The 15,213-nt window shown below is 71.5% G+C and carries 2 protein-coding genes; both read left to right on the top strand.

Annotation, left to right across the window (positions count from 1 at the left end; translation table 11 throughout):
• Positions 1 to 10 precede the first annotated feature (10 nt).
• Complete coding sequence (locus tag ATL45_RS06490) at positions 11 to 12,046, top strand: WXG100-like domain-containing protein (RefSeq protein ID WP_093157716.1); 12,036 nt, start codon at positions 11 to 13, stop codon at positions 12,044 to 12,046.
• Between the two features lie 369 nt (positions 12,047 to 12,415).
• Positions 12,416 to 15,205 carry a hypothetical protein gene (locus ATL45_RS06485; RefSeq protein WP_093157718.1) on the top strand — a complete coding sequence of 930 codons (2,790 nt, stop codon included), beginning with the start codon at positions 12,416 to 12,418 and terminating at the stop codon, positions 15,203 to 15,205.
• The last annotated feature ends 8 nt before the right edge of the window (positions 15,206 to 15,213 follow it).

Genomic DNA, 15,213 nt, shown 5'->3' with positions numbered 1-15,213 from the left:
GCGACCGGTCATGGCGATGGTGGTCAGCCCCGAAGTGGCGAAGCTGTTCCAGGTGCTCACCGGCGAGGAGTGGCCGGACGCCAACGAGGATCAGCTGCGCGCGCTCGCGGCGGAGTGGACGGCGGCGGCGCAGACCCTCGCCGAGCTGGGCCCCGGCCTGCGCAGCGCCGTCCAGGCCGTCCGGTCGGAGTTCGCCGGTGAGGCCGCGGAGGCGTTCGTGCGGCGGGTGGCGTCGTTCGTGGAGGGCGACGACCTGATCTCCGCCGCGGCGGAGCTGTTCAACGGCCTGGCCAAGACGCTGACCGACCTCGCCCTCGACGTCGAGTACATGAAGATCGTGACCATCGCCTCGCTGGTCGCGCTGATCGCCGAGATCGCGTGGGCGACCGCGATGGCGCCCTTCACCGGCGGCGCGACGATGGCGTGGCTGGCCGCCCGGATGGCCATCGTCCGGTTCCTGATCAAGACGCTGCTCGGCCGGGTGCTGATGCAGGTGCTGTCCACCGCGGTGTTCAGCATCGCGTTCCAGCTGCTCATCGACGTGGTGGCCCAGCTGTCGCAGTTCGCGATGGGCACGCGCACCGAGTGGGACACCGACAAGACCAAGAACGCGGCGGGCGTCGGCGCGATGGGTGCGGCGCTGGCGCTGCCGATCGGCGGGCTCGGCAAGGTGTTCGGGAGCGGGCTCAACAACGCGCTGAACGCGGCGTTCGCCAAGAAGTTCGGCAAGGACTGGGCCAAGAACGGCGTGAAGGTGATCTCGGAGATCAGCACCGAGTCGTTCCACGAGATGATGACCGAGGCGCTGTACAAGTACGCCACCGAGGGCGAGTTCGAGCTGAACCCGTACGCGGCGACGGCGGGTGCGGCCTCCGGCGCGGGCAGCGCGGGCGGTTCGGCGCTCGGCGACAAGCTGGCCTCCGCCATGCAGAACGGCCCCGGCGGCGGTGACCGCTCGGGCGGGAACTCCGCGAACACCGGCGGCTCCGGTGGCAACCGGGAAATCTCCGGCGGCGACTCGGGCGACACTTCGACGCCTCCCACGAGCCCGAGCACCGAGACACCCGGTCCGAGCGGTCAGAACCCGCCCGGTGCGGGTGGGCAGAACCTGCCTGGTGCGGGCGGTCAGAACCCGCCGGTGGTCCAGGCGCAGGCGAACGGCGGCAACCAGCCGCCGTCGAGCGTTTCGACCGGGAACTCGGGTGGCACGAACCAACCGCCCGGATCGTCGGGGCAGCAGGAGACGTCGACGAGCACTGGCAACGTGCCGCCTGCTCAAACGGCGGATCGCTCCAGCCCGCACGGGCCGCCGAACCAGATCGGCAGCAGGCAGGACCTGCCGGGCGGCTCGCAGTCGTCGCAGGGAACGTCCGGGCAGCAGAACACCACTGCGCCGGGCAATGGTCAGACGGTTGAAAACCCCGGTGGACAAGGGAATCCGGCGCGGACGATCGGGCAGCAGGGCCCGTCGTTCGTCGGTCCGCAGGGCTCCGGCCCGACATCGGGGCAGCAGAGCACCACGACGCCGGACACCGTGGTCGACGCACCGCAGTCCAGCGAGCAGAACCCTCCGGTGGTCCAGAACGAGTCGCCGCAGGTTCAGCATGGTCCTCCCGGTAACCAGCAACCGGGAACGACCGTCGAGCAGCCGAACCCCTCGACCGGCCAGAACGCCTCGACCGGCCAGAACACCTCCGGCAACCAGGTGAACCCGCCCGGCGACCAACAGCAGGCCTCGCCGAACCCGGTTGATCAGACCACGCCGACGCCGGTCGATCAGACGGTGCCGTCGCCGATTGATCAGACCACGCCGTCGGGTATCGACCGGACGGTGCCCAATCCGATCGAGCAGATCACGCCGTCGCCAGTCGACCAGACGGTGCCGTCGCCGATCGAGCAGACCACGCCGACGCCGGTCGATCAGACGGGGTCTCAGATCGGGCCGAATCCGGTCGACGTCTCGGAGCAGACCGGCACCGCGCCTCCGGACATGCAGACCGGTCGGCAATCGCCCGGTTCGGCGACCGATGTGGACTTCACGACTACGACGCCCGACCCGAACCGCGGGCTGTCCGGGAACCAGCAGGTGGAGAACGTGCCGCCACCGCTGAACACCGACGAGTTGTCGAACCCGAGCGGCCGGGCGACGAACACGCAGCTGCCGCTACCTGCGGAGGTCGAGACGCCGACGGCCCAGCAGCAGGACGGGCAGAGCACGTCCCGGGGCCCGCTGCCCGAAGCTCCAAACCAGGAGATCGGCACCGAGACCACGAATTCCCCGGTGCAGCAGGACGATCCGGACCGGCAGGCGAACACCAGCGCGCCGCCGCAGGACGTCGAGGCGGCCGACGTCCAGCGGACGACGGACGGGCAGGTGCAGCCGTCGCAGGACGATCCGCCGCTGGTGCAGCAGACGTCGAACCCCGCTCAGCAGTCGCAGAATTCCGGGCAGCAGACCGCGACGAACCAGCAGACGGGGAGCGCCGGGCAGCAACCGGGCGTCACCCAGCAGTCGTCGGATTTCGCTCAGCAGCAGCCGAACGTCATCCAGCAGCAGTCTCAGCAGAGCTCCGCGCAGCAGACGCCCACGTCGACGCAGCAGACGTCGAACCCCGCCCAGCAGCAGGTGCCTCCGGCCCAGCAGCAGACGCCTTCGCTCGTCCAGTCGACGCAGAACCCCGGCCAGACGTCCGGCTCCACCACGGCCCCGGGCTCGTCCACATTGCCGTCCACGCAGTCGACGACGCAGCGGATCGGCCAGGGCACGAATGCCCCGAAGCACGTGAGCACGCTGAAGACGTCGTCGTCGACGACGGTTCCGGGCATGACGCCGAACCACGACGGCAACAGCTCGCAGCTGTCGCCGCAGCAGGTCGTGGCGAGCATCGGCCTGCCGGAGGTGGAGGCGACGAGTTCGCGGAACGCTCCGGAGAGCTACGAGCTGTCGACGCTGCCGACCGGTCGCACCGAGGAGACCAGTCAGCACATCGCCGTCCAGCAGACCGACCAGCAGAACACCGGCAACCAGGACGACACCCGGAGCAGCGACTCCACGCGGCAGGACGACCCGTTCGCCGACGTCGTCGCGGAGGCGACGCGGAATGCCCGGGAAACAGCGGCCACCCGGCAGGCGATCGAGTCGGACCTGGGCAAGATCAACGCCGCCGGCACCAAAGCCCGGCACCACCTGGGCGCGATCCAGCGGTCGATGCGCGAAGCGCGCGGCGCGGTGATCGCCACCGGGGAGGCCTTCGGCCCCAACCCGCAGCGGACCGCGCAGGCGCAGCAGCGCTTCGACGCCGCCGAGCAGAACCGCATCGATCGCGCGGGCGAGCTCGCCGCGGCGCGCGATCGGCACGGGGAATCGGTGCAGCGGCTGGACGAGGCCCGCACCCGGCTCGGCGAGGCCCGAACCGACGGCGACCCGAACGCCATCCGCCGAGCTCAGGATGGCATCCGGAGGTGGAAGGAATCCGCTGACCTCCTCGGCGAGCGCTTGCGGACGGCCGACCAGGCCCACTCGGAAGCCGCTGCCGCCGCTGCCGGTGCGAAGCAGGACCTGGACCGGGCCAAGGCCACCCAGGAGTCCGCGAACGCGGCGAACACCGCCTACGACAAGGTCGATTCGGCGAGGAACACGGCCACCGACGCGGTCAGCACGATCACCGGTGGGAACACGAGGGCTCAGGACAGCCTGCGCTTCGCCAACGACGCCGCGAACCGGTCCGCCCGAGCCCTCGACGACCTCAACGGTGCGATCAACAACGCCAACAACGCGAAAACCGCGGCCGATGGCCTCACCGGTCAGGCCAACCAGGCCGGAGAAGACCTCGCCGCGTTGGAGAACCAGCGGAACGACGTCGACCGCGACCTCCGCGAGCTCCACGGCAACCGTCCGGACGACGATCAGCAGCGCGCCGACTGGAACACCCGCGTCGAAACCCTCGAGAACGAGCTGACCGACCTCGATGGCCAGATCGAAGCGGCCAAGAACAACGCCGAGGACCTGGCCACCCGAGCGCAGGGCGCCCGGGAGCAGTACGACAACGCCGTCAACGACGTCGAGAACATCCGAGCCGAGATCGATTCGCTCCGGGAGCAGGCGCGCGCCGCCGAAACGGCGGCCGCCAACGCCCGGCGAGCCGCCGAGAACGCCGCTGAACAGGCCGAAAAGGCCAAGGAGAAGGCCGGCGAAGCCGCCGAGCAGGGCCAGTACGAGCAGGGGCTCACCGAGCTGTCCTTCCTCCCGCACGGATCGGAGCTGCAGTTCGAGACGCTCGGTCCGCGTGACGGGCTGATCGATGCGCTCACCGAGCTGACCGGCGCGGACCGCGACGTCGTGGCGACGGAGATCGGCGGGCTCAGCGACGCCGAGCTGGTCTCGGCGATCGGCGACGGCAAGATCCGGGTCGGCGGCGTGGACGTCGCGGTCCGCCCCGACCTGTACCGGCCGGACGACACCCGGGCCGCCCCGCCGAACCAGCAGCCGAGCACCAGGTCCACCGATTCCTCCGGCGAGAGCGGGCGGCCGCAGAGCGAGTCCACCTCGACCACCGTGCCGATCCGCATCCCGCTGATGTTCGTCTCCCCGCTGGACCTCGCCGGCGCGGTGATGCGGCCGATGGTCTACGTCGGCGGAGCAGTGAAGCGCTCCCAGCGGTTCGAGTCCTCGCTGACGTTCACCGACAACTCGGGCAGCTCGCGCAGCTACGTGCCCACCAGGATGGAGCTCGGCCTCTCGGTGCCGGGCAAGCAGGCCAGCACCTCGATCGACGCCGGGCTGCGGACTCCGAAGATCACCCGCGGCGACGGGATCACCGCCCCGCTGCCGGACACCGACTTCAAGGGCGTCAAGCCGGTGCTGGCCGGCGTCCCGGACCAGTTCGGCGACGTCCTCGGCAACTCCCGGGAGGCCTCGGCCAGCCTGACCAACCAGCTGTTCGCCGGCACCGGAACTCCCGACCGCACCACCATCGACGGCAAGCCGGTGACGATCACGCCGGTCGGTGACGCGCAGGTCAGCTACGTCGGCACCACGTCGGTGGACAGCTCCAGCGCGGTGAGCCTGGGCCGCAGCTGGCAGACCACCAAGGGCAGCGACGCGGCCTTCGGCGCCGGGCTCTACGGCGGTTCGACGCCGTTCTACGTCGGCGGGTTCGTGGACTTCACCAGCGGCCTGACCGACGGCAGCACCCCGGGCGCGGACGACTCGGTCACCCAGACCAGCGGCGACCACGAGCTGGTTTACGAGGTCTCGCGGGACATGCGCGTCGGCAACGGCCACACCGACCCCGCCGACGGCCAGCCGCAGAGCACCGTGCGGACCCGGCTTCAGGTGCCGGTGTGGCAGGCCCGCGACCTCGGCCTGCCGCTGCCGCCGCACCTCGCGGAGCCGAGCACGCCCACTCCGAACGCGAACCAGCCGTACCGGTTCGGCCGCGACGACATCAAGTTCGTCGACCGCGACCAGGTCTCCGATTTCGTCACCGGCCGGGTCCGCGACACCGCGGACGGGCTGAGCGACCAGGGCCGGGACGCGATCAAGGACAAGTTCCGCTCCCCGGAGGTCGCGAAGAACACGATCTACGACGCGATGCACGGCGGTGCGCACGCCTCGTGGGTCAAGGGCGGCCGGACGCACTTCGTGGACATCTACGCGATCCCGGCGGCGCCGGAGAGCACCACGCCCTCCGGGCAGCAGGAATCCAGCACGGAGGTCAAGCACAGCGACAAGTTCCAGCGCGGCTACAACTCGTCGCGGACCGCGCGCATCGGCGCGGGCGGCGCGTTCATGGCCAAGCACACCGACAGCCCGAACCCGGACGCGCCGAAGGCGACACCGGAGAACGGCCTGCCGAACCCGTACCAGGGCGGCCCGACCCAGACGACCGCGGGACCGCGGGCGACCGCCGCGGTGACCTGGGACGGCGGCATCTCCAACAAGTCCGGCTACACCGGCAAGGACGGCCGGGCCGCCAAGTACGGCGGCGACATGCGCGACTACCAGGGGCCGCTGGACCTCGTCGTCGTGCACGGGTCGACCAAGAACCCGAACTGGGCGCAGCACTTCTTCCTCGGCGACCGGATGCTGTTCGGCCCGAAGGCCGACGCGCGCTACGCCGGGCCGTCGAAGGCCGAGCTGGACCAGGCGCTGGCCGGTGGCGAGGTGGCCAACCAGGACATCCACCGGGGCCGGGTGGACGACGCGATCCGGGTGTCCACCGCCGCCGACAAGCTGGACTGGGGCACCAGACCGCTGCCCGCCAGCACGACGCAGCCCGGCACCTACCTGGGCACGCCGCCCGCGCTGCCGTCGAGCCCGGTCACCTCCGAGCTGTTCGGCGACTACGCCAACGTCGAGAACGTCCGGATCACCCCGAACAACACCGAAGCCGTCGACATCGCGCTGGCCAAGCGGATCGAGCAGCTGCAGCCGGACGGCACCGGCAGCACGACGGTCCGCAAACCCCCGAAGGGCAGCGGGAACTGGCCGGCGTGGGCCGAGAAGACCTTCACCGACACGCGAACCGGCCCCGACGGCGCGCAGCAGTCCACCGACTACGTGTACAAGAGCTCCGAGCTGACGCGGCCCGGCACCACGGCGGGCAACGCGGTGCGCGACTTCCAGGGCAAGGTCGGCAGCCTCGGCACGGCCACCCAGGGCCTCGGCGAGCTGTCCAGCAGCACGGGCAAGATGTTCCGCGAGGGCCGAACGCAGGACTTCAACGGCACGCTCAACGGCGAGGCGACCTACCACTCGCCGCGGCTGGTCGACGTCCGGGCCGAGAGCACGCTCAAGCGCAACCAGGCCGGTGAGCAGGTCGCCGGGAGCACCAAGTCCTGGGGCGTCGGCGGCGAGGTCGAGATCAGCGCCAACGTGATGCCGAAGCGCGAGGGCAAGGCGGGCGCGATGATCGGCGGCCTGCTCAGCGGCGGTGGGAAGTACGGCCGCAGCCACGCGCTCGACCTGACCACGGGCGGCAAGCAGGACACCGAGTACCAGGGCCCGACGGCGCTGGTCACCATGGACGTCCGCTACCGGTACTGGGCGGACATGGCGCTGCGCAGCATGTTCAGCGACGGCAACTTCGGCGACACCTCCGGGGCGCGGCCCGACGAGGTGACCGTCGACGAGCCGGACGGCGTGCTGGTGGAACTGCCGGTCAACCAGGCGATCGCGATGTTCGAGGCGCTTGGCCTGCCGGTGTCACCGGAGCTCTCCGCCATGGTGCCGCCGGCGAAGGAACAGGTCGGCAACCCGTCGCACACGGTGCTCCCCGGCCCCGGCGACTACGCCTCCTACAGCGACACCTCGGTGACTGGCGCGCGGCTGACCGGCGACGACCCGATGGGCCCCGTCCGCGACCGGCTCGGCGAACTCGGGGTGACGGACGCCGAGCGCCAGCGCGACGTCGTGAACCAGGTCAACGCCTTGCTGAACACCCCGGCCGGGCACCAGTGGCTGCAGGACCCGCTGGCCGGTCAGCAGGGCCTCATCTCGGTGTCGCACTCGAACGCCGGGGTGGAGGACGTCGTCGACATCCGGGTCAAGGCGACCCCGGTGGCCGGCCCGCCCGCACCGTCGCAGACCGACGGCACCGCCCCGGACAAGCTGACCCGGTCCAGCTACGTCTCGACGTCCCTCCAGGACAAGAACTCCACGACGTGGTCGGTGAACGCCGCCCTCAACGCGGGCGTGCGCAGCGTGGAGACGCCGTCGGTGCCGCCCGGGCAGCCGGGTGAGAACGGCCAGGTGCAGAAGGCGCCGCCGAACCCGGGCGCGTCCTCCGGTGCGTTCACCCCGCAGGTGTTCGGCGGCGGGAAGACCTGGAAGACCGAGAACGTCCTGGACGGCAGCGGCAGCGAGAAGGTGACCACCAAGGTCGACAACGACAAGGTCGGCCGCGACACCCGCCTGGTCGACTACGAGCTGGAGATCACCCGCCGCAGGCAGCCGATGCCGGGCATCGACACCCTCGGCGCGGGCATCCCCAAGCACCTGGTCGACCTGGACAAGGGCGTCGGCGACGCGCCGATCCGACTCAGCGGCGAGGTCGACCTGGTCTCGCCGAGCAGCGACGCCTCGCCCGCGCTGCGGAAACCGGGGCAGCAACCCGGGTTCGAGGTGCTCGACGGGCCGCGCGAGCAGCGGCCGCCGGGCTTCACCTCCGACGACGCGTTCCGCATCGAGTCGATCGGCACCGACACCGCGAAAGCCGTCCACGACGCGGTGTACGCGCAGCTGTCGACCAAGCTGCCGAACGGGAACCTGACCGCGGACCAGATCGCCGCGGCGACGCGCACGAGCTCGGAGTTCACCCGGCCGGGCAGCAACTCGGAGTACGTCGCGCACACCACCACCAAGGGCAGCTCGCTGCACAACGCGGCGAACACCATGTTCACCGGCGGCGACTACCAGGCGGGCAACACCCTCGGCACCAAGCACCCGCTCTACGACTCGCTGTTCGACCTCAAGCTCTCCGGCGACGTCCGCCCGGAGAACCTGACGTTCGTCGCGGCGCTGCCCGACGACACGACGATGAACCTCAGCCGGGAACGCGAGGTCACCAACGCCGACGGCACCACCAAGACGGTCACCACGAGCTACGGGCCCTCGGTTTCGAGCTACGGCTCGCAGACCCACCAGGCCGCCGGACCGTCGCCGACCAGCGCCGTCTTCGCGCCGCCGGCGTCCGGCACGGTGGGCCACGACCGGACGACCGCGGAGAGCTCGAAGGACGGCAAGACCACCGGTTTCAAGCACGAAGGCCGGTCGTACCTGTTCCGCGCGGACGTCGCCGACATCTACTCCGACGTGCGCGTGCACGGCTCGAACTGGACGCACAAGCCGATCACCGCGATCAAGGATCTCTTCAGCGGGCACGGGCATCCCCGGAACAGCTCGGTGAAGATCACCTCCCACGACGACCTGCACGTCCGCGTCTGGGAGAACACCGCGCTGGACAAGGGCCTGCTCACCCTCCACGACGTGTGGGACCACGCCGGCAAGCTGCCCGACGACCAGGCGACCTACGGGGTGACCGGCAACGCCCGCGGCGCGACGATCCACCCGGCCGGGCAGGCCGCCCCGGCCACCGGGCAGCCCGCGCCGAACGAGTCGCCGGGCCGGAACCTGCACGTCGCGCCCGGCGTGACCCTGGACGGCGTGAAGGACTTCGTCGGCAAGCTCCCGAAGGACATGCGCCCGGCGACCTACACCGTCGATCCGGGGCTGAACTTCGGGGACGCCGAGGTCCGGGAAGCGGTGGCAGGCCTGCCGGAGCCGCCGAAGCCGGACACCACGACGGAGACCGGGAACACGACGAACACCGAGACCACGACGAACGCCGAGAACACGACGGATACGACAGGAAACACGACGACGGAGCCGGTCGTGACCGACACGTCGGCGACCGAATTGCCGGTGACCGAGGTGCCCGCGACCGAGGTGCCACTGCCCGAAACTCCCCTCACCGAAACGCCGGTCACCGAGAATCCAGCTGCGATCGAAGCTCCGGTCGAGAGCCGGGAGAGCTCGTCGCAGCAGCGGAGCGGGGTCGAGCCATCCGGGTCGGGGCAGGCGCACCCGGACGGCTCGACCACCGCTCGCAGCACGCCTCCTCCCGTTGTCGTGCCACATCGCACGGACGCGATCGGTTCGCAACCGCCTGCGGCCCCGGTCGCCGGTGATTCCGCCGAAACCACCGACTCGGACTCCGACTCCTCCTCCGAGTACCACGACGCGGTATCCGACTTCCCGGCTCCCACCGACGCCCAGCGGGTCGAGCGGTTCCGGCCCGGGCCGGGTGAGCGGGAGGACGGCCGCTACGACATGGAGGCGCTGAAGGAAGGTCGGCAGGTGTGGGTCTCGGACCAGCCGTCGGAGTTCGCCGTCTTCCGCCTCGATGACGGCAGCACCGCCGGGATGACCCGCTTCATGGTCCGGAAGTGGTTCGCGGACTCGCCGGATCTCGCGCTGCTGACCGACCGGCCGGGCGGAACCGCCCTCCACGAGCACCTGTACGGGCCGGGTGACGGCAACCGGGTGCGCAAGGAGTACGGCCTCGACCAGCGCGAGGAGTTCATCGCCGATCTGCGCGAGCGGCGGCGCGAGTCGTGGTTCACCGGGCAGCAGGAGGTCGTCACGGCGGTCAACGAGCTGACGACCTGGGTCACCGATCAGTATCCGCCGGACCAGTACAGCTACGTGGGTCTCGGCCGCAGTCCGGCTCCGGTGATGGCGGCGTTGCAATCGCTCGGCCACGACGCGGTTTCGGTGCCGTTGTCGAGTTTCCGGCCTGGGCCGCCGTCGGAGCTGAACTCGATCCTGGATCGCGTGTTCAACCGGCCGGGGGCTGACACGACGCCGTTGACCGATGCGCAGTGGGGGATGTTGCGGGCGCACTTCCAGGAGTTCGTGGGCACGCCGGATCGCGACATCGTGCTGATCGACTACACCCAGACCGCTCTCTCGCTGGTCTCGGCGCAGTTCCACCTCCAGCAGCACCTCGGCCCGGACGTGCAGGTCCACGCGCTGGCGATGCACCAGGACGTCAACAGCGGTGACGTCCAGGCGACTTATTCGCAGGCTGCGGTGCCGGTTTCCTTCTGGGAAGCGCGGTCGCTGTGGGAGTGGTTCGCCGACAACTGGGGCTCGGAGCGCAGTGCGCAGCGGGCGGAGTGGCAGCAGCGGTTCACGAGCGTGTCCCTCGGTGCTGACGGCCCGTTCGGCGACCGGGGCAAGACGCTCGGCGAGTCGTTCAAGGAAGAGGCCTTCGACAACCTGGCGGAGTACGGCTCGTACAAGCTCCTCGAACAGAACGCGGAGACCTTCGAGCAGACCCGGCCGAAGCGCCACGAGCAGCAGGACACCGACAGCGCTTACCAGGCGCTCGGCGACGCGGTGCGCGAAGGCCGACCGGATGCGGAGAACGACCAGCCGAGCTCGGTGGACGTCACCACGGGTTCGGAGCCGCGGGTGGGGCCGTCCACGCAGAACACCGATTCCGTTGGCGGGGCGGTGGAGCACCGCGCCGCTGCCGTTCCAGGGGCCGGTGACGTCCTTGCGGATGAGTCGGCGAACTCGGGGAAACGCTCGCGTGCGGAGTTCGAGGAGGACGGACCGGCGACTGTCCACGAGCCGTCCCATCAGCGGCCGATCCCGGAACGCCTGGTGCCGCCCGCGCAGGGCGACACCGACCTGCTCCTCGCGGCGGTGCCGCCGGGCACCCGCTTCGCTCCTCCCGCGAGCTTCGCGGGGCTGATCAACGGTTCCCGCTCCGAGCAGGGCCGCGACGTCAACTGCGTCGACGCGGCGCTGGCCTTCCACGAGACCTACCACGGCAACCCCAGAGTCGCCGGCACGGCGCCGAACGGAGTGCCGCAGGGCGCGGGCACGGCCGCGGCGGAAGGGCTCGGCTACGCGCCGGAGCTGTTCGGCCAGGGCACGTCCGGCCTGGCCGAGGTGATCGACCGGGTCACCCGGGCGGGCCACGGCGCCGATGCGCTGGTGGTCGGCTTCCCGCGCAGCGGTCAGGGACACGCGTGGAACGTGGTCAACCACCACGGCGAAGTGTCCATCGTGGACGCCCAGGCGGGCACGGTCCGGCCCGCGACCACCGACGGTTTCTCCTGGCTGGACCGCGTTTACGCGATCCCGGTGGACGCCGAGGGCAACTACGTCGAGGACGCGGCGCCGGCACCGCAACCGCCCGTGAATCCCGACGCCTACGCCACCGCCCAGCACGAGCGGGCGCAACTGGCCCACGAGATGCGCCGGGCCGCGGCGGCGGGCGAGGAGATCCCGGTGCCGGGCACGGGCGGTCGGCTCGTGCCGAGCCTCGGTGGTCTGCGCCTGGTCGGCGCGGCCATCACCGCCGAACTCGCCGCCGACCTGGCCTCCCTGACCAACCGAGACCTGATCGCCCTGGTGATCGGCCCGGACGCCGAGTACCCGGAGCCGGAGTACGCCCCGGTCCCCGGCCTCGAAGAGCTCAAGTTCCCCCCACGAGGCCGCCCGGAGCGGATCACCCCACCAGAAGCCTGACCCCGCCGGGCCCGGGACGACGGCCCGCAATTTCAATGGAAATCGCGGGTGCGATTTCAATTGAAATTGCACCTATCGGCGTGTCGTGACCCCGACACGCCGAGAACCTCCGCGATTTCAATGGAAATCGGACGTCCGATTTCCATTGAAATCGCATCACCTCGGTCGGGAACGGCTTCTGAGGGGAGGGGAACGGCATCAGAGGGGAGGAGGTGCGACATCTGAGGGGAAGTGGTGGGGCAAGTGAGGGGAGCAGGTGGGGCAAGTGAGGGGAGGAGGTGGGGCAAGTGAGGGGAGGCGGTGCGGCGAGGGGGTAGTGAACTCCTGCGGGGTTCGGGGCCGTGTTCTCCGGAGAGCGGAGGAGGCGGAGTGGACGAGTCGATCACCGTGGAGCGCGTTCGGCACGCACTGGTCGTGGGGCGGCTCGACGCGGACGGCGCCGCTGTGCTGCTCGCGGCGAATCTGCCGCCGAAGCGGGATCGCACCTTCGTGGTGGTCGGCACCTCCGCGCTGGACGCGATGAAGCGCATCGACCCGTGGGTCGCCGCCGACCTGGCCGACGAGGCGCGCGGCGATCTGTGCGTGGTGGCACCGGGTTTCGGTTCGATGGGCGGCAACGGCGCGCTGCCGCCCGCGAAGCTGCTCGCCGACCGCCTCGGCGTCGAGGTCACCGCTCCCGACGGCGAACCCGTCGCGCTCGAGGACGGCAGCCTGTTCGTCCCCGGCCAGAGCTCCGGGTGGGTGTCGTTCCGGCCGGACGGCCGCCGCACCCGCATCGGCGCGCGATTGCCCGCACCGTGGTGGCAGGACGGGCTTCCCGATCCGGCCGAGCACCTGGTCCACGTGCCCGCCGGCCTGTGGCTCCGGCAGCCCGACGCCTCGCCCCGGGCCGATGATCGCCTGCTGCGCCAGACGCCCGACCCCGACCGGATGTACGTGGTGCTCGGCGCGCCGGGAGAGCCGCCGCCTGCGGTGGAGTCCGTGGTCGAAGTGCTGCGCGAGCTGCCCGACGAGAGCCGGGATCGCGCGGTCCTGGCCTGCTACGGCTTCGGCGGTGGTGAGCTGATCCGCGAGGTGGCCGGTGAGCTGGGAGCGCCGGTGCGGGTGGCGCACGGGGTGCCCAGCGGCGACGGGCTGGTGCAGGTCGACGACGAGGGCGCGGTCCGGTGGCGGCCCTTCGCGGTGGAGAGCGTGTACCGCGACGACAGCCCGCCGGTGCTGGACCGCTGGCTGGCTCCTGGTTCCCTGGCGATGGTCGAGCCCGGGTCGTACCGGCTGACCGAGGGCTGGCGCGTCGACGTGGTGCCGCGCGGGCTCGTCGTGCGGCCTGACGCGGTGCACCTCGACGAGACCATCACCGCCGCGGAACCCGGCCCGACGGCCGACGTCGTCTTCGCGGCCGAGCGCGCGGTGCCACCGGAAGTGATCGCCGCGTTCGACCGCCTGGTGCGCGAACTGCCCGACGCCGCGAGGGAAAACCTGCGGATCGTCCCGGTCGGCGACGCCTCGACGCTGGCCGATGTCGAAGCCGCGGACCGCATCGAGCGCGTCGCCGAGCGCCCAGCGCCGAGCCGGGTGACCAGCGCGCCGCAGCTGGTCGCCCCGCCGAAGGGCGCGGTGATGGTGACACCCGACGGACGAATCCTGCCCGTCGCCCCGATCCTCGCGACACCGGCGCGGCCCACCCCGAAGAACGACGTCCGGAGCCGCCCCGCCGACTTCCCGGACATCGCCTCGGCGCTGCCACCGGCCCGACCGGCCTCGTCGGCACCGGTGCAGCAGCAGATCCAGCTGCCGGAGGTGCTGCAACCGAACCCGGCACCGCCGCGACCGCCCGCCTCGACGTGGCCGGCGACCCCGACCCCGCAAGCAGCTCCCGTGCCGCAGGTCGTGCAGGCACCGCACGCGACCCGGGCCGCAGCGCAGGCTCAGCAGGCAGCCTCGGCTCAGCCCGCCATGCCGGGTTCCGCCCAGCACGTACCGCAGGTCGTGCAGGCCCCGCGGGCGATCCAGGCCTCGGCAGCCCACGCGCCGCTGTGGGGACACCCGCGCTCGGCCCCGGCCGGTGGTCAGCCGCCGTGGATCGGGCAGCTCGACACCGGGCCCGCTCCTCCCGCGCCGGCCGAAGCGGAACCCGTGTGGCCGACCGAGACGCAGGCTGCCGCCGAGGAGCGGAAAGCCGAGGCAGCAGCGCAGCCGGAGGCGGTCGAGGACGGTGCGGCCCAGCCGGAGCCCGGTGCGGTCGCCGAAACGGAGCCCACCAACGACCAGGCGGCGGAACCCAGCCGGTCGATCCCCGCGACGACCAGCTCACGAGACTTCCGCACGGTCGCCTCGGCGAGCGCGGTGCCGCCGCCCGCACCGGCAGCGGCCAAGGACGCTGCTCCGGTCGGCGCGCTGCCCGCCACCGTGGCGTCCACCACCAAGTCCACAGTGGAACCGGTGACCAAGTCGATCACCGGGCTCCTGCCGAAGCGCGACCTGCCGACCGTCCAGGCCGTGGAGGTGCCGGAGGACGCGCGCAGCACGCCGGAGCAGCGCCGCGCGATGCGCGCCGCGCTCGGTTCGCGCTACGACGTCGCGACCCGCGCGGTCACCCGGCTCCTCTCCGAGCGGCCGGGCATGCGGTTCGCCTCCGAGGACCGGGCCGCGCTGCTGGCCGAGCTCGCCGTGGTCCGGGTGTTCGCCGACGATCCCACCGGCGAGTACGACGCCGACTTCTACGTCTGCCTCGCCGACGGCCTGCGCCGGTTGCCGACGGTGCGGACCGTCGTGGTGCGCGGGATTCCGGCGAACACGGCGGTGCGGCCGGAGTCGGTCCTCCGGCTGCCGACCCCGGTGGTCGCCGCCCCGGCCACGGGCACCGAGCCGGTGGGCCCGGCCGAGGCGCTGATCTGGACCACCACCGGCCGCAGGCTGGACGGGCTGGTCGACGAGCCGACCGCGGAATCGGAGATCTCGCACCGCGGTGACGTGGTGCTCTCCGGGCACACGAAGCTGCGGGTGCTGGCCGTCGAGTCCGAGCGGATCCTGCTCGCCGAGGACGGAACCGCCCGCGACGCGGCGCTGACCCGGCTCCGCGCCGCCGCTGCCGCGCGGGCGGACATCGCGAACCGGCCGGCCACCAGCAGGTGGTTCGGCCCGCTCCCGGCGGCATGAGAGGAGAA

This window comes from Saccharopolyspora antimicrobica (genome assembly GCF_003635025.1).
Taxonomy (GTDB): domain Bacteria; phylum Actinomycetota; class Actinomycetes; order Mycobacteriales; family Pseudonocardiaceae; genus Saccharopolyspora; species Saccharopolyspora antimicrobica.
The sequence above is the reverse complement of the archived record's forward strand: the minus strand, read 5'-3'. Positions and strand labels throughout refer to the sequence as shown.